The organism is Dyella sp. 2HG41-7 (genome assembly GCF_021390675.1).
In the GTDB taxonomy this organism is placed as follows: domain Bacteria; phylum Pseudomonadota; class Gammaproteobacteria; order Xanthomonadales; family Rhodanobacteraceae; genus Dyella_B.
The window spans coordinates 930,529-954,543 of the sequence record NZ_JAJEJV010000004.1 but is presented as its reverse complement, the minus strand read 5'-3'; the positions used below and the strand labels follow the sequence as shown (position 1 = coordinate 954,543).

15 protein-coding genes are annotated in these 24,015 nt (G+C 60.8%); 9 read left to right on the top strand and 6 right to left on the bottom strand.

Annotation, left to right across the window (positions count from 1 at the left end; all coding sequences use genetic code 11):
* Positions 1-49: 49 nt before the first annotated feature.
* Positions 50-2,338, bottom strand: coding sequence for an NADP-dependent malic enzyme (locus L0U79_RS05655; RefSeq protein WP_233840910.1), 2,289 nt, complete (start codon positions 2,336-2,338; stop codon positions 50-52).
* 233 nt (positions 2,339-2,571) lie between these two features.
* Between L0U79_RS05655 and L0U79_RS05650 the strand changes: the two genes are divergently transcribed.
* A complete protein-coding gene (locus L0U79_RS05650; protein ID WP_233840909.1) occupies positions 2,572-3,066 on the top strand; it encodes a DUF2165 domain-containing protein in 495 nt (164 codons plus the stop codon).
* Here the strand turns inward: L0U79_RS05650 and L0U79_RS05645 are convergent, their stop codons facing one another.
* Complete coding sequence (locus tag L0U79_RS05645; protein WP_233840908.1) at positions 3,067-4,341, bottom strand: flavohemoglobin expression-modulating QEGLA motif protein; 1,275 nt, start codon at positions 4,339-4,341, stop codon at positions 3,067-3,069. It lies immediately after the preceding gene.
* 7 nt (positions 4,342-4,348) lie between these two features.
* Entirely contained in the window at positions 4,349-5,404 is a 1,056-nt protein-coding gene (gene rsgA / locus L0U79_RS05640; protein ID WP_233840907.1) for a ribosome small subunit-dependent GTPase A, read from the bottom strand.
* A 214-nt stretch (positions 5,405-5,618) separates the two neighbouring features.
* Here rsgA and L0U79_RS05635 point away from each other — a divergent pair, with 214 nt between their 5' ends.
* From L0U79_RS05635 to L0U79_RS05620, 4 genes are all read left to right on the top strand, one after another.
* Positions 5,619-6,866: an aminotransferase class I/II-fold pyridoxal phosphate-dependent enzyme gene (locus L0U79_RS05635; protein WP_233840906.1), complete on the top strand. Its 1,248-nt coding sequence runs from the start codon at positions 5,619-5,621 to the stop codon at positions 6,864-6,866.
* 3 nt (positions 6,867-6,869) lie between these two features.
* Positions 6,870-7,475 (top strand): SGNH/GDSL hydrolase family protein, encoded by a 606-nt coding sequence (locus L0U79_RS05630; protein WP_233840905.1) that lies wholly within the window; start codon positions 6,870-6,872, stop codon positions 7,473-7,475.
* Between the two features lie 268 nt (positions 7,476-7,743).
* Positions 7,744-10,644, top strand: coding sequence for a TonB-dependent receptor (locus tag L0U79_RS05625; RefSeq protein WP_233840904.1), 2,901 nt, complete (start codon positions 7,744-7,746; stop codon positions 10,642-10,644).
* 112 nt (positions 10,645-10,756) lie between these two features.
* Positions 10,757-12,604 (top strand): sulfotransferase, encoded by a 1,848-nt coding sequence (locus L0U79_RS05620; protein WP_233840903.1) that lies wholly within the window; start codon positions 10,757-10,759, stop codon positions 12,602-12,604.
* Positions 12,605-12,613: 9 nt separating this feature from the next.
* On the opposite strand, the gene L0U79_RS05615 is transcribed toward L0U79_RS05620, so the two are convergent.
* Entirely contained in the window at positions 12,614-13,924 is a 1,311-nt protein-coding gene (locus tag L0U79_RS05615) for an aspartyl/asparaginyl beta-hydroxylase domain-containing protein (protein ID WP_233840902.1), read from the bottom strand.
* Positions 13,925-14,093: 169 nt separating this feature from the next.
* Here L0U79_RS05615 and L0U79_RS05610 point away from each other — a divergent pair, with 169 nt between their 5' ends.
* The 3 genes from L0U79_RS05610 (at position 14,094) to L0U79_RS05600 (ending at position 17,728) form a co-directional block, all read left to right on the top strand.
* Positions 14,094-14,954, top strand: coding sequence for a UDP-2,3-diacylglucosamine diphosphatase (locus tag L0U79_RS05610; protein ID WP_233840901.1), 861 nt, complete (start codon positions 14,094-14,096; stop codon positions 14,952-14,954).
* Between the two features lie 151 nt (positions 14,955-15,105).
* On the top strand, positions 15,106-16,035 hold the full coding sequence (grxD, locus tag L0U79_RS05605) for a Grx4 family monothiol glutaredoxin (protein WP_233840900.1): 930 nt from the start codon (positions 15,106-15,108) through the stop codon (positions 16,033-16,035).
* Positions 16,036-16,132: 97 nt separating this feature from the next.
* On the top strand, positions 16,133-17,728 hold the full coding sequence (locus tag L0U79_RS05600; protein ID WP_233840899.1) for a sulfotransferase: 1,596 nt from the start codon (positions 16,133-16,135) through the stop codon (positions 17,726-17,728).
* A gap of 109 nt (positions 17,729-17,837) precedes the next feature.
* On the opposite strand, the gene L0U79_RS05595 is transcribed toward L0U79_RS05600, so the two are convergent.
* Together L0U79_RS05595 and L0U79_RS05590 are read right to left on the bottom strand one after the other, a co-directional pair.
* Positions 17,838-20,954 carry a TonB-dependent receptor gene (locus L0U79_RS05595; RefSeq protein WP_233840898.1) on the bottom strand — a complete coding sequence of 1,039 codons (3,117 nt, stop codon included), beginning with the start codon at positions 20,952-20,954 and terminating at the stop codon, positions 17,838-17,840.
* Between the two features lie 635 nt (positions 20,955-21,589).
* Positions 21,590-22,264 carry a Fe2+-dependent dioxygenase gene (locus L0U79_RS05590; protein ID WP_233840897.1) on the bottom strand — a complete coding sequence of 225 codons (675 nt, stop codon included), beginning with the start codon at positions 22,262-22,264 and terminating at the stop codon, positions 21,590-21,592.
* A gap of 150 nt (positions 22,265-22,414) precedes the next feature.
* Between L0U79_RS05590 and L0U79_RS05585 the strand changes: the two genes are divergently transcribed.
* Positions 22,415-23,977, top strand: a complete 1,563-nt coding sequence (locus L0U79_RS05585) for a sulfotransferase (protein WP_233840896.1) — start codon at positions 22,415-22,417, stop codon at positions 23,975-23,977.
* Positions 23,978-24,015: the final 38 nt, after the last annotated feature.

Genomic DNA, 24,015 nt, shown 5'->3' with positions numbered 1-24,015 from the left:
CCCTCACCCAGCCCTCTCCCCGGAGGGGAGAGGGGGTTAAAGGCGGTGGTTAGCTCCGCTCGCTTTGCGCGGCGCGGATTTGCGCATCCACTACAGCGATGGCGGTCATATTGACCACGCGCCGTACGGTGGAGGTCGGCGTGAGGATATGCGCGGGTTTGTCCACGCCCATCAGAATCGGACCCACCGCCACGCCGTCGGTCATCACGCGCACCATGTTGTACGCGATGTTGGCGGCGTCGAGATTCGGCATCACGAACAAGTTCGCGCGTCCGTTGAGCGTGGTGTTGGGGAACATGCGGCGACGGATTTCTTCGTCCCACGCGGTGTCGCCCTGCATTTCACCGTCCATTTCCAGGAACGGCGCGCGCGCGCGAAGAATCTTCCACACCTCGCGCATCTTGGCCGCGCTGGCGTTTTCGTGGCTGCCGTAGTTGGAGTGCGACAGCAGCGCCACTTTCGGCTCCACGCCGAATAGCTTGAGGCGATAGCTGGCCTGCAGCGTCGCTTCAGCGATTTGTTCGGCGGAGGGATCGCATTGCACGTGCGTGTCGAGGAAGAACCACGTGCCTTTGTCGTTGATCACGGCGGTCATCGCGGACGTGCATTGCACGCCGGGATCGAGACCGAACACGCTGCGGATATAACCGAGTTTCTTGTGATAACGCCCGACCAGGCCGCAGATCATCGCATCGGCTTCGCCGCGCTTGACCATCATCGCGGAGATCAACGTGGGGCGCGAACGCATCAGATTCTTGGCCGCCGCCGGCGTGACGCCGCGACGCTCGGTGAGCGCGTGGTATTGCTGCCAGTAATCGTTGAAGCGCGGATCGTCGTTGATGTTGGTGAGTTCGAAATCGACGCCGGCGCGCATGCGCAAGCCCAAACGCTCGATGCGCGTTTCGATGACATCGGGACGACCGATCAGAATCGGATACGCCAACTTCTCGTCGATCACCGTCTGCACCGCGCGCAGTACGGTTTCTTCTTCGCCCTCGGCATACACCACGCGCTTGCGGTCGGCACGCGCGCGTTCGTAAACCGGCTTCATGATCAGACCCGTTCGATAGATGAACTGGCTGAGTTTTTCGATGTAGGCCTCCATGTCCTCCATCGGTCGCGTGGCGACGCCCGAGTCCATCGCAGCTTGCGCCACGGCGGGTGCCAACATCACCAGCAGACGCGGATCGAAGGGACGCGGAATCAGATATTCCGGCCCGAAGGTCGGCGATTCGCCGCCGTACGCGCCGGTGAGGTCGCCCGATTCCATCTGCGCCAGCGCCGCGATCGCCTGCACGCAGGCCAGCTTCATCGCTTCGTTGATGCCGGTGGCGCCGACATCCAGCGCGCCGCGGAAGATGTACGGGAAGCACAGCGCGTTGTTGACCTGATTCGGATAATCCGAACGGCCGGTGGCAATGATGCAATCCGGACGCACGGCTTTCGCGTCTTCCGGCAGGATTTCCGGATTCGGATTGGCCAGCGCCAGAATGATCGGCTGCTTGGCCATGCTCGCAACCATCTCCGGCTTCAGAATGCCGCCAGCTGAGAGACCCAGGAACACATCCGCGCCATCCACGATTTCGGCCAGCGTGCGCGCCTTGGTGTCGCGCGCGTAACGCTGCTTGTCCGGGTCCATATGATCGCGGCCGGTATAAAGCACGCCTTCGCGATCGAACGCCGTGATGTTTTCACGCTTGGCGCCCAGCGCCACCAGCATATCCAGGCACGCGATGCCGGCGGCGCCGGCGCCGGTGGTGGCGATTTTCACGTCTTCGATGCGCTTGCCGACGATCTTCAGCGCGTTGATCACGGCGGCGCCGACGATGATGGCGGTGCCGTGCTGATCGTCGTGGAATACCGGAATTTTCATCCGCTCGCGCAGCTTGCGCTCGACGATGAAGCATTCCGGCGCCTTGATGTCTTCCAGATTGATACCGCCGAAGGTGGGCTCCATCGCGGCGATGATGTCCACCAGCTTGTCCGGATCGCGCTCGTTGAGTTCGATATCGAACACATCGATGCCGGCGAATTTCTGGAACAGCACGCCCTTACCTTCCATCACCGGCTTGCCGGCGAGCGGACCGATGTCGCCCAGGCCCAGCACCGCCGTACCGTTGGTGATGACCGCGACCAGGTTGGAGCGCGCGGTGTATTCGGCGGCATTGCGCGGATCGTCGACGATCGCTTCGCAGGCATAGGCCACGCCGGGTGAATACGCGAGCGAAAGATCGCGTTGCGTCACCAGGGGTGTGGTTGGTGTGACCTTGATCTTGCCGGGGCGCGGCAGGCGGTGATATTCGAGGGCGGCTTGGCGGAAGTCGTCGGAATGAGCCATCGGATGATTGCAACGAATGGGAATGGGGAAAGGAGCCGCGCGGCGGCATGTCGCAAATGGTAGCACCCACCCGCCGGTGCACGGCGAAGAAAAATGCCCAATTAGTCGTACAAAACGCGTCGATTTGCGCCTACATGAGGTCAGCGGTTATTGATGCAGCGCGGCAGAAAACGTTGCCGCCTACGAATCTCGGATCGGATACTTGAGGCTCCATCTTCGTCGCGACGAAACTCATGCCCACCCGCCTCGCAAAAATCCTGCTGCCGCTGATGTTGGCCGCCTTCGCGTTTATCGTGACCTTCGACAACATCGTCGATTACGGCTCGAACTTCCTGTTCGTACAACATGTGCTATCGATGGATACGACCTTTCCTGGCAACGCGCTAATGGGTCGAGCCATCACGAACCCCACTATGTGGCACGTAAGTTACGGATTGATCATTGCCGCCGAGGGCGCGACGTGCCTGCTATGGCTCAACGGTGCCATCGCACTGTGGAGGGCTCGCCGTAAAGACGCGGCAAGCTTCAACGCGGCGAAAAACGTCGTCACCGCCGGTTGTGTGCTCGGCTTCGCCGTATGGTTCTTCGGCTTTATGGTGGTGGGCGGCGAATGGTTCGCCATGTGGCAGTCGAAAATCTGGAACGGTCAGGAAGGCGCATTCCGGTTCTATATGGCGATACTCGGCGTACTGATTTTCGTCAACCAGCCGGATGCCGATCTGACGTGATCACACGCCTGTCGACAGCGTTCCGGCTTCCACCTTCGACATACGCACGCGGTTGATGAACAGCGAAAACGCCAGTTTTCCCGCCAGGCCATGCACGTGCTGCATCCACGGCGGCAGCCAGCGCGGCGCGACGATGGCGCCGGATTGGAAATAGGGTTCCAGACTCATCACATCGCCCAGAGTCATTTTGCCGGCGAAGAGATAACGCAGCAGATCCATGCGCCGTTCCTTCAGCGCCCAACGGAAGAAGGTGTGCACGTCCATCAGGCCGGACAGATAGACATTGTCCTTGGCGAACGCGGAACCGCCCGTCAACGGCACGCCGCGAAACACGCGCTGCGCAGAATGGAAACTGTCCGCCACGGATTGCCCGCATCGATTGAAGTAGCGATACACCTCGACGAAATCCGCGCCATTGAGGGCCATGTCGAGCGCGAGAATACGCAGGCTGATGCGCTTGAGCCGCGCGATATCGATCGCGCCCGACATCAGCTCGGCAAACACCGCCAAACCTTCCTGCGTGGCGGTCACGCGGGGCGACGTGCGCGCCAGCGACGCGAGCAGCGGCTGCGCACGCCCGTTCAACGCGGTCAGCGAATGCACAAAGGCTTCGTGGTTGAGCAACTGGTGCCGATCGTACTGGCTGAAGCGCGTGCCGCCGCGCAAGCGAATGCGCGTCGCGCCGGCGGCGGCTTTGGCGGTGAGGTCGTTATCCACTTCCACCCCAATCACGCCTTGCCCGAAAAATTCGTCCAGCACTTTGGACAAATCCGCGCGCAGCACTTCGGAGGAAATGTTGGTGACGATGTCGTCGTCTTGCAGATCCGCGCCGAGTTCGTCGGACAATTCGACAAAGTAATGCGCCGCATCGAGATTGCTGCGATCGCTGCCGGGAATAACGTCGCCGGGCTTGCCATAAAGCTGGATGGAAGGCGCCGTGACGCCGTCTGTGCCGACCGCTTCCAGCATCTCGGCGGCGATTCGCCACGACTCCGCCGTGCGGCGTAGGTATTCGCCGATAGGGTCGCCATTGCTCGCTTCGCTTTCGATGGCGACAAGTTCTTTGCGAACGTCGGAAAGATCTGGCTTTTTGTAGGTTACTTCCGGTAAGGAGTATTGGCCTTTGCCGTACTCCTCGATCATCCGATCTTCCAGCGATGCCGGCCAGCTCACCGTCGACAGAATGTTGATGCCTCGCACCGCGGCAAGCAGGCGCTTATCCAAGGCGGCGTAAGCGTCCAGTCCGGCCGGAACCGTGTCGGCGGGTGTGTTCAAGATGCAGCTACTCCCTTTCGCGTGAGCCTCGCGGGCCGTGGGGTTTGGTGATCGGGCGCCCACCGCGCTGACGACGCAGGCGAGATTCCAGCATCGCGGCCTGCTCCTCGCGCTCGTCGCGCAGCTTTAGATAGTTGCGCCAGCGTTCGGGTGTCAACTCGCCGTCATGCAACGCTTCTTGTACGGCGCAACCCGGCTCGCTGCCGTGACCGCAATCGGCAAAGCGGCATTTTTCCGCGAGCGCTTCGATATCGGCGAACAGATCCAGGCTTTCTTCGCCGGTCAGCTTGAGTTCGCGCATGCCGGGCGTATCGATCAAGCAACCGCCGCTGGGTAATTGAAGCAAGGCGCGATAGGTCGTGGTGTGCCGACCGCGGCTGTCGTGTCCACGTACAGCACCGGTCGCCATTTGCTGACTTCCCAGCAAGGTATTGGTGAGCGTGGATTTGCCAGCGCCCGACGAACCGACCAGCACAGCGCTGTCGCCCACTTTGAGGTATCCCGCCAACGCACCGGCGCTGGCGGGATCCTTGCCGTTGATCGCGTGAATCGGCGTGCCGGCGGGCAGCCGGGTTTTCAGGTCGACAAGGCGCGGATCGGCATCGTCGCCGAGATCGGTCTTGGTAAGAATCACCACCGGCTGCGCACCCGACCCTTCGACAAGGGACAGATAGCGCTCGATGCGCGCCGGATTGAAATCACCGTCCAAACCGGTCAACACCAACACATAGTCGATGTTGGTGGCGATCACCTGACGTTCGTAGCGCTCGCCGGCCGCCGCGCGCGAAAGCACGGTGCGTCGCGATTGCACCATCACGATATGCGGCGGCTTGCCCGGCTCGATCTCCACGAAATCGCCCACGGCAGGCCGCTCCGCCGGATCCAGGCCACGCTTGAGGAAGTGCCCGCTGGGCTGAGCGCCGAAGGTCTGTTCGCCGTCGTGCACTTCGTAGCCGGCGCGATGCTGCGCGACCACGCGCACCACGCGCCGACCGTCGCCGGGCAAGGCTTGGCCCCGCCATCCGATATGACGGAGCCGTTCGATGATCTGTGCATCGCTCATAAGCCCGATTATGCCTGCCCCATGAGACGACGTGGAAATGCGCGCAAAACCCGCACCGATCACGTGCTAAACACTCGCTGTCCCGGTTCACGGATTCTCGCGCTTAGCCCTTTTTCGCCTTAACCCGGCCCCCACACCGCCCGCGACCGCTGTTAGCATCAGATTCGAACCGGCGGTATGCCGGGTTCTCCCGTAAAAACAAAGGATTCGAACGTTGGCCCCGATCAAGCCCAGTGCGCACCTGGCCGAAGTGCGCTACGAAATCCGCGGCGCGCTCACTCGACGTGCACGCGAATTGGAAGCGGCCGGCTTGCCGATCATCAAGCTCAATATCGGCAATCCCGCACGTTATGGTTTCACCGTGCCCGATCATCTGCGCGAAGCCATCGCCGCACATCTGCACGAAAGCGAAGCCTACGGTCACGAGCAAGGTCTGGATGAAGCGCGCGAAGTCATCGCCGCGCAGCAGCGCGCCCGCGGCGCGCGTCATGTGCAGGTCGAGCGCATTTTTATCGGCAACGGCGTCAGCGAGCTGATCGATCTGAGCCTGCGCGCGTTGCTGCAACCGGGCGACGAGGTGCTGTTGCCGAGCCCGGATTACCCGTTGTGGAGCGCCGCCACCATACTCAACGGCGGCGTGCCGCGTTACTACCGCTGCCTCGCCGAAAACCGGCATATGCCGGACCCGGAGGAAATCGAAGCCTTGATCACCTCGCGCACGCGTGCGCTGGTGCTGGTCAATCCGAACAATCCGACCGGCGCAGTCTATCCGCGCGCGTTGTTGGAACGCATCGTCGAGATCGCAGCGCGCCATCGTCTGCTGCTGCTCTGCGATGAAATCTACGACGAGATCCTTTACGACGGCACGCCGTTCCAGCCGTTGGCCGAAGTCGCAGGCGCCACGCCGTGCATCAGTTTCGGCGGCTTGAGCAAAGTGCATCGCGCCTGCGGTTACCGCGTGGGCTGGCTCAGCCTTTCGGGCGACCCGACGCGCACGCACGAATACCGCGATGCGCTGCAACTGCTCGCCGCACTGCGCCTGTGCGCCAATGTCACGGCGCAATGGGCGGTGATTCCGGCGCTGCAGGATGCGCCGACCATCAACGCCCTCACCGCGCCGGGTGGACGCCTGCACGACGCACGTCAAGCCGTGCTGGACGGTGTCGCATCGAGCCGCTATTTGGATGTCGTCACGCCGGGCGGCGCGCTGTATGCCTTCCCGCGCGTGCGCAGCGATCGCATCGCCAACTTCAACGACAACGATTTTGCGTTGCGCCTGTTGAACGAGGAATCGGTGCTGATCGTGCCCGGTTCCAGCTTCAACGTGCCGAATAGTCGCCACATGCGTTTGACGCTGCTACCGCAGCCTGCGCAATTGCGCGAAGTGTTCGCACGCATGGAACGCGTGCTGGAACGCATGGCGGCCGAAGAGACACCCCGCGAAACCGCGGCGGTCGGCTGATTCATGGCTTTGCGCTACCTCGCCCTGGGCGATTCGTACACCATCGGCGAGGACGTACCCGCCCAGGCGCGTTGGCCGATGCAATTGGTCGAATCGTTGCGCCGACGCGGCGCGGCGATCGACGATCCGCTTATCGTCGCCGTCACCGGTTGGACCACCGACGAGCTGTCCGCCGGCATGGATCAAGCCGTACTCGCGGCCGAATATGATCTGGTCACGTTACTGATCGGCGTCAACAATCAGTATCGCGGCCGCTCCGACGAGGACTATCGCGAGCAGTTCCGAGCCCTCTTGTTGCGAGCCATCGCATTGTCCGGTCATCGCCCGCATCGCGTGGTGGTGGTTTCGATTCCCGACTGGGGCGTCACGCCTTTCGGCCACGCCAGCGGACGCGATCTCAAACAGATTGCGCACGAGCTGGATCACTTCAACGCCATCGCTCGTGAAGAAGCGAGCCACGCGGGCGCGCCGTTTGTGAACATCACAGGTATTTCACGCGAACACGCAGGATTGGTGGCTTCCGACGGCCTGCATCCATCAGGTGCGCAGTATGCGCTGTGGACCCGTGCCGTCGAACCTGTGATCGTCGAAGCCGTCGCGCAAGCCTGATCGACCGAAGCACCACAACCTTCAGTGTCGGCAAGCATGACCGATGGCATCGGTTGTGCTTCGCGCTTCGTTTCGTAATTTGCATCGACGACAGTTCTTTACTCTTCGTCGGATTCCTGAAACAGTTGCCAAAGGGGGCGCCGGAGTAACGCGAAAATCGTATTTGTATGAGTAAAAAGATGGATACGCAGCTGGCCGAAAAAAAGAAACGGCCACGCAAGGATGCGTTGCACCGGTGATCTTCTAATCGTTGAGTTGGGGAGTCATCATGCACGCACACTACAATCGCTTATCCGTTGCAGTACGTTTGGCTTTGTCAGTCGGAATAGCCTCATCTGCGCTCATCGTCCACGCTCAGGACACGACACCGCAGCAAAGCACTTCCACCCAGAACAACAACGCGCAAAGCAGCAACGCGCAAAACGCGAACGAACAACCGCAGGCTTCCAAAGCAAAAACACTGGAAGGCATGACGGTGACCGGCTCGTTGATTCGTCGCGTCGACACGGAAACGGCCAGCCCGGTGATCACGCTGGACCGCACCGCCATTACCAACAATGGCGCCCCTACCCTCGGCAACGTGCTGCAGCAGCTGCCTAGCATTTCCGGTTACGCCACCAACCCGGCCAACAACAGCAACGGCGGCGGCGTCGCCAGTCCGACCCTGGAAGGCGGCGACGGCGCTTCGCGCGTGTCGCTTCGTGGTCTCGGCGCAAGTCGCACGTTGGTGCTGGTCGACGGTCAACGGCTGTCCAACGCCGATCTCAACATGATTCCGCAGAACATGATCCAGAACGTGGACGTGCTCGCGGAAGGCGCCTCCACCGCGTACGGTTCGGATGCGATCGGCGGCGTGGTGAATTTTCATCTGCGCAAGGATTTCAACGGCGCGGAGTTCAGCCTCAACGACGGCATCTCCAGCCACGGCGACGCGCAACGTCGCGGTTTCAGCTTCACCACGGGCGCCAGCGGCACCGACGGCAACATCGTAGTGGGCCTGGATTGGAACAAGTACACACCGGTGCTGGCCCCACGGCGCGGTTTCTCGCAACGCGCTCTGTATCTGTCCAGCGGCGTTATCACACCGGCGGGATCGGGCACGATTCCAACGGGACGCTTTCTGGTTCCGGCAGGACTCTCGCCGGGCGGATGTAATGTGAATAGCGCAGGCAACACCTACGTGACGTTGGCGCACGGCAACGGCAGTAGCCTTAGCGACTACCGCTGTTATGGCGGTCCGAACGACACGTTCAACTACAACGCCTACAACTACATCCAGACCGAACAGAAACGCGCGAACTTCTTCGTGCTCGGCAATTACAACATCACGCCGGACCTCACCGCGTTCGCCAACATCTTCTACGACCGCACCAACTCGGCCGGCCAGGATGCGCCAGCGCCGACCGGCACCGGCGACGGCTGGTACGTCACAGCGAACAATCCGATCAATCCGTTTGGCGTCACCTTCGGCACCCCGCCCGGTTACACAGGCACCAGTTACGTGATCAATACGCGCCTTACGGGCCTGGGCACGCGTTTGCATACCTTTGATACCGACAATCTGCAAGTAAACACCGGTCTGCGCGGACACTTCGGTCAAAGCAGCTGGACGTGGGACGCGAGCCTCAACTACGGCTACACCAATCGTCGGCAGGTCGATTACAACGAAGTGAACATCGCCGACCTGCAATCGGTGATCAATTCCGGCGGCAATATTTTCGATCAGGCCGATCCGGCCGTCACGGCGCTATTGAAGAACGGCGTCGACTCGCCGGTCTATACGCTCACCGATACGATGAAGCAGCTGCAATTCAATGCTTCGGGCGAACTGTGGGATCTGCCCGCCGGCGCTATGCAGCTTTCCGCCGGCGCGCTGTATCGCTGGAACTCGATGAACTACACGGTGACGCCGGATGCCATTCTCGATCCCGCCACCGCCACCTGCGCGGTGCTGGCCGAAGCGTGCGGTTCGCCGGGTCGCGGCAGCATCAACGTGAAAGAGCTTTACGCCGAAACGCTGATCCCGCTGTTATCGGAACAACCTGGCGCTTATTCGCTGAATCTCGATCTGGGCGTACGCGCGTCCGACTACGACACCTCCGGCACCACTACCAACAAGAAAATCGCGGTGGAATGGCGGCCGATTGCCGACCTGCTGGTACGCGCCACCGCCACGCAAGTATTCCGCGCTCCGAATCTGGACGAATTGGACGACGGCATCACCATCGCCAACCCCACCATCAACGATCCGTGCGTGGGATTGAGTTCGGCGACGTTGGCGGCGCATCCGGCGGCCTGCCAAAACGTACCGCCGCAATGGGCGGGCAATCCGACGCCGCAGATCACGGGCTTTTACTCGGGCGGCAAGCCCGCGGGCGTGAACCTGAAGCCTGAGCACGGCATGTCGTACGACCTCGGTCTGGTGTACTCGCCAAGTTGGTTGACCGGCTTCTCGTCCACCATCGACGCGTGGCGCATCAATCTACGCGACTTGCTCACGCCGCTCGCGGCACAAACCGTGCTCAACGCGTGCTTCGCCAACGACAACAGTCCGTATTGCCAGTTCATCCATCGCTATCCCAGCAACAATGCGCTGGCCGGCGCGATCTTCTTTATGAATACGCCGGAAGTGAATCTAGGCAACCTCAGCACCAGCGGCGTGGATTTCAGCACCAGTTATGCGATTCCGCATTTCGACCTGGGCAGTTTCGACCCCGGTAAATTCAAGCTGACCCTCAACACGTCCTACACCAGTTCGTTCTACAACGACGCCACGCCGGGACAGCCGGGTGCACGCACCATCAACTACGCGGGCACGTATACGCAGCAATTCGGCAATATCGCCCGCTGGCGCGGATCGTTGACACTCAACTGGTCGCTGGGCAACTGGAGCGCGCAATGGCAAACGCGCTACATCCATCATCTGACCAACCTCAATGCCGACGCCATCACCGGGGCCAGCGCACCGATGGCCTCGATTCTGTATCACTCGGCACAGATCGCTTACACGGTGCCATCGATCAAGACGCGCTTCGAATTCGGTGTGGACAACATCACCGACAAGGCGCCGCCGCTGATCTATCAGAACGGCTTGAACTACAACGTCGATACGGCGACCTACGATGTGCTGGGCCGCTATTACTGGGCGCGAGCGACGGTGAAGTTCTGACGTCGCCCGGAGTGAGTTAGATTCCCTCTCATGCTTGCAACCGTTTCACCCCCTCCCCTTCGCTCAAGGGGAGGGTGTCTTTCGGGAGCATGAGTGAGGAATATATGCGCTAATGGCTTCCCTTCCCGACGAACAAACGATCGCGAGCGCCATGCTTGCCGCCTTCCATCAAGGCGACATGACGCGTGTGCTTTCTCTAAGCGAAAGCCTGTCTGGCGACAACGAAACGACCCTGCTGCTGCGCGCGCTCGCCCTGCGCGCCACCGGCCACGTGCGTGACGCGGTGCCGCTTCTTGTGCGACTGACGCAGCTTAAACCGCACACGTTCGAATACTGGAACAATCTGGGACTGGCCGCTCAAGAAACAGATCAGACGGAAATATCCGAGCAATCCTATCTGCAAGCGTTGACGCTGGCGCCACAACAAGCAGACGTGCACTACAACCTCGGATTGCTCTATCTCCAACAAAAAAACTGGCTAGCAGCGCGCGATGCGCTGTTGGAAGCGGTGCAGCTTGCGCCCGACTTTATCGAAGCGCGCCTGCAAGCCGCGCATGCCTGCCATGTGTGCGGCGACAACACGCATGAAGAAATCATGCTGGAAAACGCCATCGATTGGCCACCGCAGCCTGCCGAGCAGGCGCTGACGCTGGCGAGCATGCTGTCCACCTTGGGCAATCAGGACGTCGCCATGCACGTACTGAAACAGGCCTTGCTACCGAACAACGGTGCCTCGCATGCGCTGCGCTTGCGCATCTCGGCGTTGCGTGCCGCTTTGTACGAGCGCAGCAATCAGCTCGACAAGGCCGAAGCCGAACTGACGCAGCTGCCATTGGAAAATCTCCATGAACAGCAACCGCAACTGTCCTGCGCGGCTTGGCTAGCGCATGCGGCCGTCGGAGCGCGGCGCGGTGATTCGCAACACGCCGCGGAGCTTTACGAACGCATCGCGGTGACGACGAGGGACGCCGAAGTGCTTGCGCAAGCCGCGTTTGGATTAGCCACTGCACGCCATCAGCAAGGACATCATCGCGATGCCTGGAAGGCGCTGCAGGATGCGCACGAGGCGCAACTCACGATCGCACGCGCCATCGTGCCCGAGCTGATGACTGAAGACAGCGAACCGTTGCCGATGGCGAATTTGACCGCCAATCGGGCCGAACGCCATCGCTGGGCCACGCTGACATCGCCATCCGCCAAACAAAGCCCGGTATTCATCGTCGGCTTCCCGCGCTCCGGCACCACTTTGCTGGAACAGATGCTGGACGCACATCCGAGCTTCCGCGCGATGGACGAGCGCGGGTTCGTCTATGAGCTCACCGAGCGTATGACGGCGATCGGTCAGCCCTACCCCTCCGCCCTGACGGACCTCACGCAGTCAGACGCGGATCAGTTGCGCGCCTTGTATTCAGCCATGGTACGGAAGGTCGTGCCCGATTTGGGTGCGCGACAGTTGGTCGACAAAAATCCGCTCAACATGTTGTGCCTTCCGATGATCGCGCGATTGTTTCCGAATGCGTCGATCATTCTGTGCGTGCGACACCCTTGCGACGTCTTGCTCAGTTGCTACATGCAATCATTTCGTTCACCGGCGTTTATGGTGTTGTGCAGCTCGCTCGAACGCTTGGCACGCGGTTACGTACGCGCCTTCGAACACTGGTTCGATCAAGTCGACGTGTTGGCGCCGCGCGTGATGACATGGCGTTACGAGTCGGTCGTCGCTCATTTCGACGAAAACGTTAAGCAATTGGGGCGCTTCCTCGCTATCGACGACCCGACGCCCATGACGCGTTTTGCGGAACATGCTCGCCATAAGGGATACATCAGCACGCCGAGCTATGCGCAGGTCACGCAGGGCATTCATGCTCGCGCGGTGCAGCGCTGGCTTGCTTATCGCGATATGTTCGAGCCTGTCTTGCCGATCCTGCGTCCCGTCATGGAGCGTCTCGGGTATACCTGAACGCGTCGATTAATCAGCACCACTCGCGCTGAAGTCACCGATAGCTTCGATCAACTCGGCCACTGCCGCGCGCTCTGCCTCCGTAAGATCAGGATTCCAGCAATCCAGAATCAGCACCACACGCGTCTGCTCGCTGCGATTCCAAGCCTCGTGCTCGAAGGTGTCGTCGAACGTCACGCATCGACCTTCTCGCCAAATATGCGTGGCGCCGCCAACACGCAAAGCGCATTGAGGCGGAACAATCAGCGGTAGATGCGTCACCAGGCGCACGTTGGTCACGCCCGTATGCGGAAGAATATGGGTGCCGGCGCTCAGCACGGAAAACAGGGACTCCGGCGCATGATTGCGAATGCGCGCCAACGGCACGCTATCCAGCAACGCAGCGGTGCGCGGGCACGCTTGCAGGTGCGCTTCATAGCGCTCTCCGTGCCGGAAGAAAAAGTAAGCATCCCAGGCGGCGGGCGCAGAGCCCGACGATCGCAGCATTTCCTGCTGCGCCTGCCCGGGCTGCGGCGCGCCGAGAAAAGTCTCCAGGCTAAACTCCTGGGCCAGTACGCGTTGCAACTCTTCGCGGATGTCGCCGGTGGCGGCCTCCAGCGTTTCCTGCCATGGAAAGCGTTCGCGCGGGTAATAAGGTTGACTGGGGATGCCCGGAAAATAGAGAAATTTCGGACGTTGGCGCGCATCGGGCATTTCGATGGAACGCTCGCCGAGATAGACGTCCAAACAATGCGTCACGCGCTCCAGTTCGTCAGCGCCGTAACGCTGTTGCAACGGCTCCAGCACGCCATGAAAGAAAGCGAGCCGTCCGGCGTCGACGAAGCGCATGGCGTGTTTTACGGTATCGCGAAGTCCCGGCGCTGTCGTTTCATCGTTGAGCCAGCGACCTTGGTTTTGCGCCGAGCGCAACGCGCCGAAATAGGTTTTCAAGGCTTCGTGGGGCTCGCCGAGCTGTTCCAGCGCTTGCCCCAAGTGCAATCGCGCGACGAACATATCCGGCGCGATGCGCAGGGTCTCGCGCAATGTCGCGGCGGCTGACGCGCCATCCGCCGTCGCCAAATGCACGGCACCGAGTTGCTGCAAAACGTTCGGGTCTTCGGGATGGATAAGCGCCGCCGCCTGCAGGCGCGCCAACGCCAGATTCAGCTCGCCGTTGGCGACATGGCAGCTGGCCAGCAGCTGCAGGGCCTCCACGTCGTCCGGCCGCCGGTCCAAAACCTGTTGAAACAGCGCCTGCGCCTCACGCACATCGCCGCGCTGCAGGCACGCGTGGGCGGCCTCGCGCCACTGTGCGACCTGCATGGCGGCCGATGTGTTCATGAACGCCTCCTCCCCGCACTACTGTGGTTTTAGCGCATAGCGACAGGCGCTTTCCACCTTTGCGAGCGAAAAAAGGCGCCACGGCAACCTGTTTGCAACCATTTCGCCATCGCTCGGTGACGTTGCGACATCAAACTGTGCTCCCGGGAACCTACCGGGGAGCGCCGTTATGGCCATTCTTCGCTGCCGAAGCGCCTTCATATCCGACGTACATCTGGGCACACCGGACTGCAAAGCAGCTTATCTGCTGGATTTTCTGCGCAGCCTGCAGTGCGAGAAGCTCTATCTCGTCGGCGACATCATCGATCTGGAATCGCTGAGCCGCCGCCGATGGTGGCATCCCGATCACGGCACCGTGATCGCGGAAGTGCTGGATATGGCCCGCCGCGGGGTCGAGGTCACCTATATCCCCGGCAACCACGACTGCGCGCTGCGCGGCCTGGTGGGCCAATCGATTTGCGGCGTACGCATCGAGCTGGATGCGATTCACGTAGGCGCGGACGGCCGTCGTTACCGCGTTAGCCACGGCGACGAATACGATCCCGAGCAGATCGGCCGTAGCTGGATGCTGCATATCGGCGAGGCCATGCACCGCTTCGTCTGCTGGGGCAACCGGCGCGTCAATGCGTGGCGCCGCCGCATGGCGCTGCCGTATCTGCCCTTGTCGATCATCGTGAAATCGCACATCGGCAAGGCACTGGCGTATATCCGCGCGTATGAAGAGCGTGTCGCGGCGGATGCGCGCGAACGCGGCGTCGACGGTCATATCTGCGGCCATATCCATTTTGGCCAAGTGCGTACGATCAACGGCGTGGTGTATCTCAACGACGGCGATTGGGTGGAACACTGCACCGCGCTGATCGAAGACGAAGCCGGGGCGATGGAATTGATTCACTGGAGCGAACAGCCCACCGCGCTCGGCCACGCGAGCCGCGAACTCGTACGTCCCTCGCCGATGGCCGCCCTGGCCCTCGCACCGCTCGCCCGTCGCCAAAAGCAGGATCTCGACGAACTGCAATCGGCGGCGTGAGCCCCGTTGCAAGCGAGCGGTCGAATTAGCGAGCCCGCGCCATGGCGGGGTTCTGCTATTCCTTTCTTGGCGTGAAAGCCTTGAAGCGGCACGGACCGCCAGCATATGGAGGGGGTACAATCGCCTACTCTCTGCTGGAGTTTCCGCCCTTATGTCCCTCGACACCGCCACCCGCGACCGTATCGAAACCTTGCTCAAAGACCACCGCGTGGTGCTGTTCATGAAGGGCACGCGCGCTCAGCCGATGTGCGGCTTCTCCGCCGCCGCCACGAATACGCTCAACGAATTGCTGCCCGACTACCACACGGTCAACGTGTTGGAAGATCAGGAAATCCGCGAAGGCATCAAGGCGTTCGGTAATTGGCCGACGATTCCGCAGCTTTATGTCGATGGCGAACTGATCGGCGGCGCCGACATTATTCGTCAGATGTATGGCAGTGGCGAATTGCATCAGTTGTTCGGCGCCGCGGCGCCGGACCGCACGCCGCCGGAAATCACCATCACCGATAAAGCGGCTGAAGCCATCCGCGCCGGCACCGCGAATGCGGAAGGCCTCGCGCTTCATTTGGAAATCGGCCCGGATCATAGCGCCGGCTTCCAGCTTGCTCCCGGTGGCGATCACGACATCGTCGTCACTGCCAACGGCATCGAAGTGCATTTCGATCCGGCCAGCGCGCAGCGCGCCAAGGGCATCGTGATCGACTGGGTTTCCACGATGCAGGGCGAAGGCCTTAGCCTCAAGTTTCCCGGCGCCGGCAACAACGGCATTCAGTCGATGAGCGTGCAGGAGCTGCAAAAGCGCCTCGCCGCCGGAACCATCACCCTGATCGACACGCGCCCGGCCCAAGGTCGCAGCATCGCCGCGCCGCTTCCGCAGGCGCGCATCCTGGAAGAAGAAGGCTACGCCGCGCTCGCCGCGCTGCCGAAAGACACCGCGCTGGCATTTATGTGCCATCACGGCATTTCCAGCCGCGGCGTTGCGGAGCGTTTCGCTGCGCATGGATTCACGCAGGTGTACAGCGTGGACGGCGGTATCGATGCGTGGGCCGCTGAAATCGATTCGAGCGTGCCGCAGTACTGAACCGGACGTCACCGACATAAGCGTTTTGCGCGTGGGGGCTTTGGCCCCCACGTTGCGTTTGGGTTTGCCCTCGGCGGTTCCCGGCTATCATCGGCGGATGAATCAAGAAACTCTGCCGGTAGCTCCAGGCGCGCTGCGCCAACATATTCGTCGGTGCATGGAGAACGATCGTCTCGCCGATGCGGAAACCGCGCTGCAGTCGCTGCTTGCGCAGTCGCCAAACGACACGGAAGCCCTGATCGATCTTGCCGACGTCTTGTTTCGACAAGGGCAGTTTCGCGCATCGAATCGCCCGCTGCTCCACGCGAGCCGTCACCTGCCGTATGACGCTCCGCTGATCTTCACGTTGGCGGAGCATTTGGTGGCACGCGGCGAGATTGTCGTCGCGCGCGCCTGTCTCGATTTGCTTGCGCAAGCGCCCGAGCCGCCGGCGGAGTTGCTCGCCGCACAAGCGAGCCTGCGTTTCTCGCTGGGCGAAATCTCCACCGCGCTGGCGCTGATGGAAGCGGCTGTGCGAGGCGGCGTGGATACGCCGACCCAATTGCACATGTACGCCATGCTGCTGCAATTCAGCGGTCGCATCGACGACGCATGCGCGGTTCTTGAACGCTGCATTGCGCGCTGGCCGACGTTCGGCGACGCTGCGATGGTGTTGGTCAATCTGCGCAAACAACGTCCTGAAACGCAGCGTCTGCAGTGGCTCGAAAAACAACTGCAACAGCTGCCCGACGCGAAAACGGATCGGGACCAGGCGTTTATCCGCGCAGAATTCGAATATGCGTGCTTCAAAACGCTCGACGATCTGGGACGCCACGACGAAGCCTGGCATGCGCTTGCGCGTTGCAATGCGCAGATGCATCAACTCAATCCGTACGAGGCATCCTCGGAAGAAGCCGTCACGTCGGCATTGATCGGCATGTCGTCGGTGACGCGCAAAGAATTGCCGCGCGCGAGCGACTTTCGCGGCCCGACGCCGATTTTCATCGTCGGCATGCCGCGCTCGGGCACAACATTGCTCGACCGCATGCTTTCCAGTCATTCGCAGGTCGCTTCCGCCGGCGAATTGATCGAGTTCTGGCGCCAGCTGCATTGGGTCGCCGATGTGCCGCCGGCTTTGTCGCAGGGGCTGCTCAAGGTGATTGCGCGCAGCGAAGACATCGACTATCGCGAACTCGGCGAACGTTATCTGAAGCAAACGCAATGGCGCGCGCGTGGGCGCGCGTTTTATGTCGACAAGTTGCCAGGAAATATCCAGATGATCGCGTTCATCCGGCGCGCGCTGCCGCATGCGCCGATCTTGCACATGACGCGTTCGCCGATGGATACATGCTTCTCCAATTTCAAGGCGATGTTCGGCAACATCTCGCCTTATAGCTACGACCTCGACGCGCTGGCTCACTACTATGGCCAATACGCGCAGCAAGTACGCCACTGGCATACGGCGCTTCCTGGCGCGATGTTCGACGTACCTTATGCGGCGCTGGTGCAGGATCCGGCTGCGATGCTACCCAAGGTGCTCGCGCATTGCGGATTGGAGATGGAAGAAGCGTGCCTGCGCCCCGAAGCGAACGAGGCTCCCATCGCGACGCCGAGCAGCGCGCAAGTGCGCGAGTCGATCCATACGCGCGGCATCGAGCAATGGCGCAGCTACGCCACACAACTCGATCCGCTGCGCGTAGCGCTGAAGCTCTAAATTCTTTCCGTTCGCGCGCCATCGGCGACGCAGCGCTTCGACATCGCCCTAAAAAAAGCCACCGATCTTGCGATCGGTGGCTTTGTAGTGCGATCAGTCGACGTGTCGATTAGTAATCGTAGGTCAACGTCAGGCGAACGGTGCGGGGATTCTGGAAGTAGATGCCCTGACCGTAGGTGTTGTTGATGTAGATCGTGTTGGTCGAAGCGCTGTACGCGTTCTCGCCGACGGCGTCGGTCTGCACCGGACGCTGCTGGTCGAACAGATTGAACACGTCCAGGCTGACCGTCATCTTCTGCTGCGCGAAGTCCGGACGGTAATGCACGCCGAGGTTGAGCGGGAACGTCCACGGCGTGTGGCCGATCGAGCCTGGGGGCATGCGAATGCCGTGGCACCAATGGTAGTTACCGCTGCCGAAGTTGTTGTAACCGCTCGGATCGCCGACTTCACCCGGGCCGTAGTATGCAGCGCCCGAACCGCCCGGACCGTAGTAGCCCAAGCATTCCTGCGGCAGGCCGGACTGAGCCAGCATGGTGGCGGACAGCAACCATTCCGGGGTGATCTCATACGCGCCACGGAAACGGAACTGATGCTTGCGTGTGTTGATCAGCTCGCCGTCCTGACCATTCATCAGCTGCCAGGAGTCCCAGTCTTCCGTCTTGGAGATGTCCTGCTGACCGAAGTCGGAGCGCACCTGACCTTCGGTGTTACCCCAACCGTGGGTGTAGGTGTAATCCATGCGAGCCATCCACTTGCCGTCGAACGGATGCTCCAAGTAGAGATCCAGCGACGCGATCTTGCGGCGGGCGCCATTGATGTAGCCCCAGTCGTGCTGCGTCATCGGCACGATCGTGCGGGCGCTGCCGTCGTCCGACACCAGCAACATGTCGTTCGTCTTGCCCGGGTTGATCAGGCGGCAGTAATTCGCACCGTACAGCGAGTTGGAGTAGTTGGCCGGATTCAGACCCATCGTGGCCATCTTGGCCGCGATCAAGCCGGGCTGGCACTCGTCGTCGATGGCCACCTTCAAGTTGCGCCACATCGCCTTCGCGCCGTAGTTCCACTTGGCGTTGAGCTGCTTGTCGAAGCCGACGATGTATTCGTCCACGTACTCCGGCTTCAAATTGCGCGCGGTAACCTGCTGCGGATCTTTCGCCGAACCGGTTTCGCCGTCCGGCGAGGTGGTCGCATGCAGCTGCGTCAAGCCAGTCGGAACGCCGTTGCCGTCGATGCCGGTGTAGCTGTAGTTGGTGGTCAGGTAGTACGAACGGTTCGCCGCACGCTCCGCCACGTCATCCGGCAGCGCGAGGTAGTAGCGACCAACGTTGCCGTATACCTTGAACGAAGAGTCGCCATTGACGTCCCAGGTGGCGCCGACACGCGGTTCCCACTGGTTGATCTGGTTGGTGAAGGCTTCGCCCAGATCGTTGTAGTTGGTGTAGTGCTCGTTACGCACGCCGACCTTCAACAGCACGGTGGACGAGACCTGCCAGGTGTCCTGCAGGTAGTACGCCTTCTGCGCCGTCGTCATGCTGGTGGCCCAGCCGATCTCGCGCTTCTGCACCACGCCGCCGGGGAGGTAGCGCCAGTAGTAGTTGAGCGACGGATTGAACGGGTTGGTCTGCGAGATACCTTGGTCGTGGGCTCGATAGAACATGTTATCGATACCGGCGGCCAGATCGTGGCTACCCAACTTGTAGTCGAAGTCGACGCGCAGACCGCGGGTTGCGTTTTTCGCATCCGGCGAGATCCACGACGTGTTCGTCTGGTTGTTGGAGAGGTTGGGCTGCGTGCCGTTCGGCAGCACTTCGTTGTACGGACGCGAAATGAAAGGCAGCGGGCTGGTGTTGCCGTAGGCGATCGGGTTCTGGAAGTTCGCCTTGCCGAACAGAACGCTCAACGTGGCCGCATCGGTGATGTAGCTGGTGAAGTGGCCGATGTAGAACTGAGCGTTGTCCTTGTGCGCGTCGGACGGACCGGAATACGCACCGAACTTGCGCGTGGCGTAATCGAACGCATACAGACTGCCCGCGCCGTCGCCGGCGTACAGGCCGCGCTGGCTGTTACGCAGCGTGGTCAATTCGAGGATGTTGCTGTCGGTAATGTTCCAGTCGATCTTGCCGTAGAACTTGGAGCTCTGCTGGTTGGTCACGCTGTAGTTGGTCGACGGCGCGTTCGTGTCCACGCCCACCAAGGTGCTACGCGTCTTGGTGACTTCAGGTGCCAAGAAGATAAACAGCTTGTCCTTGATCAGCGGACCGCCGACGTAGGCCGAATAGATCGTTTCCCACTGCTTGTTTTCGTTGCGGTACTGACGCAGCGTGCCGGGCTTGGTCGGCTCTTCGAGCGCGTAGTTGACCTGGCTGGTCGACGGCGGCACGTACGGATTGCCGTAGACGTTGTTGTCCGGATTGCTTTCGAGATAGCGCGGCTGCCACACAACCTGACCGCCGAAATGCCACTCGTTGGTACCGCGCTGACCGATCTGGCTGATCACGCCACCATCGGAACGGCCGTACTGTGCGTCGTAACCGCCGGTGAGCGTTTCCTGCTGCTGGATCGCGCCGTAGGGGAGCTGGAAGCCACCCAGGTTCTTGTAGGGCTCGGCAGTATTGAAGCCGTTGACGTAGTACGCGTTCTCACTGACAGACGAACCGCCGAAGGACACCAGCGCGTTGCCGCCCGGGCCGGAGAAGAAGCTGCTGCCCGAAACGGTGTTCGGCGCCAACAGGGCGATGGACTCGGCATTGCGCGTGATCGGCAGCTTTTGCAGTTCGGCTGCGGTGATGACGGTGCCCGAGTTGGTGTTCGTGACGTCGATGGGCGGCAGCGCGTTGGCCGAGACCGTGACGGTGCCCAGCGACTTGGCGTTGGCGGAGTTCGCGCTAACGAAATCCACGCCGGTGGCGCCCGAGGTAACGGACGCGTTTTCATGCGTCGTGACCGGCTTGCCGTCCTGCTTCAAGGTGACGGTATACGTACCGACCGGCAGGTTACCCACTTGGTAGCGGCCATCGGCGCCAACCGCAACTTCGCGCGTTACGCCCGTTGCGCTGGACGACACCTGCACGGTTTCACCGGACGCGGCCGGAGCCTGACCGTAGATGCTGCCGGTCACGGCCTGAGCCATCGCACCACCACTGAAGGCCAAACCGAGCGCTACAGCAAGCGCGGTATGGCGCACCGGGGCACGACGCGCGCGGTGAGTTGAATTTTCTATTTGCATTGACAGCTCCCCTAATGAGCTATGGACGACACCCAAATAAGTAGTCATCGCACCGGTCACGTAGCGCTTTCCCCTCCAGGCAAAGCGGCACGGCCACCCTGAGTGCTTTGACGACACCCTCCCCGCAAGCACGATTGGTAAAGCCTTTTTTAACTCGTGCTTAGCAATTGCGGTCGGACCGAGCGTAATAGGGGCATCAAATGTAAGTCAAGAACTTACGATCTGTAAGTAATAACTTACGCCATAAGTCAATGATTTGTCGTAAAAAACCGTCGTTCGGGCCAAATCTGAGGCCCCGGCAAGATGATGACCTACGATTTTTTACGAGGATCAAACCTTACTTCGCAAAATCTGCGCGATTCGGACGCAACAAATATCGAACGCCGGGCGAGCGCCTACATCGCTTGGTCAGCACTCAAACGAGATGCGTCCGCACTTTCAAACGCCCATGAGGGAGCACCGACGCAAGCTGGCGATGGGACATACCCATTGCGGGTATCGCCTAGGAACGCCTCATGCAAGAGTGGAATTTTCTGCATGGCGTGTCTCGCGACTGGCGCCAGCTATTTGGACGAAGGTCGATAAGCAAATCGGCGCTTCGTGCATGCGCCTTACTTACCGCACAAAACGGCGAATCAAATTTCCGCCCACATGCGCAGCAAATTGGCGTGCGATTTACTGACGGCATCGAAAAGCGGGCTCTTGCCCTCGCGATTGAAGATTTGTCGTTTGGCGTTGTCCAAATCCCACAGCAATTCGCGCTGAGCGGGATCGCGCACTTGGCTTTGCACCCAGATGATCGCCGCATCGCGCACGCCGCGCGTGACAGGTGTTACGTGGTGCAGCGTGTTCGCGGGATATGCGATCGCCGCGCCTGCCTCAAGCTTGAATTTGCTGCCGATGCCGCTCATGAAAACGGTCAACTCGCCGCCGTCGTAACTGCGGGGGTCGGAAAGAAAAATGGTAATGGCGATGTCGCTGCGTACAGCCGTGTTAAAGCTGCCCATGACGGGCGCGTCCACATGAGGGCCGTATTCCATGCCCGGCCCGTAACGATTGAACAACACCGACGTCGTCGCCGCGGGCAACAACGCAGCCTGCATTTCATTGCTGCGCATAAACGCTTCGCCTACCGTGCGCGCAATCTGCTCGTATTCGGGCGTACCCAAGGTCGCTTGCAGATTTCGCTTTACTTCGCGCGCGGACCAGCCGGCCGTACTGGCTCCATCTGCAAACGGAACGCTTTTCAGCTTCGACTGGATGATCGCCAGCTCATCGGGACTGAGAACGGAGGGAGCAAAGTAAATCAAGGCAGTAACCCTTCATAAGGTTGCATGGCGCCGTCCATGGTAATCGCACGCTGTGCCAAGCGGAACGGCCAAGGCCGTATTGCGGTTTTTTGCCGCGAAGAACATGCAAAACTAGGCGTCGGCCTTCAAACCATCCATATCAGGTAGCCCATGTCGCCTCCCTCCCTCTCTCCCGCAGCACGCCAGTGGTTGAGCGAAGCCGGTAAGGCGTTATCCGAAGGGCGCGCGGATTTGGCCGAACAACCCTTGAAACGCGTGCTGGCCGAAGCACCCGACTTCGCCAATGCGCAGTTTCTGTATGGCATCGCTTGCCAGATGCGCGGCGACAGCGTCAATGCCGCCGCATTTATGCGCAAGGCGGCGCTGCAACGCCCGGATGATCCAAGCATCCTCACCAACCTTGGCGGCGCGCTCTACGATTCGGGCGCCACGGAAGAAGCCTTCACGCATCTGCGCCGCGCTACCGAACTGGCGCCTATGCAAGCTGCGGTCTGGTTCAACCTTGGCAAAGCGCTGAAATTGAACTGGCAGCTGGATGCGGCAGCAGACGCCTTGCGGCGTGCACTCGATCTTGACGCACGACACATCGCTGCGCGCACTACGCTCGCCGATATCTTCACGATACGCGGCGACATTTCCGGCGCCGTCGCCCAATACCGCAAGGTGCTCGCTCTGCAGCCGGAACACGCACTTGCATGGCACGGGCTGGCCAATCTGAAAACCGTATCGCTGACTCAACAGGATGCGCAACAAATCCAGCACATTCTGCAAAGCTCGCGGCTTGCGCCCGATGACCGCGTATTCCTGGGTTTCAGCCTCTACAGGGCGCTGGAAGATCAACACGACTACGCCGGCGCCTTTCAAGCGTTGCGCGAAGCCAATGCACTTAAGCGGCAATTGATTGAGTGGAACGCTGCTGTTGAGCACGCTCATGTTGGCGACATCGTCGAAGCGTTTCGCCATCCGATGCCAACGCCGCTCGATCCAACCCTCGGGCGCGAGGTGCTTTTCATCGCAAGCATGCCTCGTTCCGGATCGACACTCGTCGAGCACATCCTTGCCTCGCATCCGCAAGTGGAAGGCGCGAATGAGATTTCCGACTTGTCACACGTCATCGAAAGGGAATCGAAACGGCGCGGCAAAGCATTTCCGCATTGGGCGGCAGATGCGACACCGGAAGATTGGGCGCGACTGGGCAAGGACTATCTTGCGCGCACCGCGCACTGGCGCAAAAAACGCCCCTATTTCACCGACAAAGGATTGCAGAACTGGCAATGGATCGGCGTTATTCGCGCCATGCTGCCGGGCGCCAAGATCATCAACTGCCATCGCGATCCCGTCGAAACCTGTTTTGCCTGCTATCGACAGTTGTTTAGCGAAGGCATTCTCTTCAGCTACGACCTGGACGATCTGGCCAGTTACAGCAACGACTACGTGCATCTTAGCAACTTCTGGCAGCAGCATTACTCGGGCTACGTGTTCGATCTTTCCTACGAAGCATTAGTGCAAGAACCCGAAGTACTGATTCGGCAATTGCTCTCATTCTGCCAACTGCCCTTCGACGAAGCTTGCCTCTCGCCACATCAAACACAGCGCGACGTGCATAGCACAGCCAGCGCTGCGCAAGTACGGCAACCCATTCGCAGCGACACGGCGCGCAGCCCGCGCTATCGGGATTTTCTGCAACCGCTTATCCAGCGTCTCGATCGCTGAAACGAAGAAGGCCGCCGGTTTCCCGGCGGCCTTCTTCT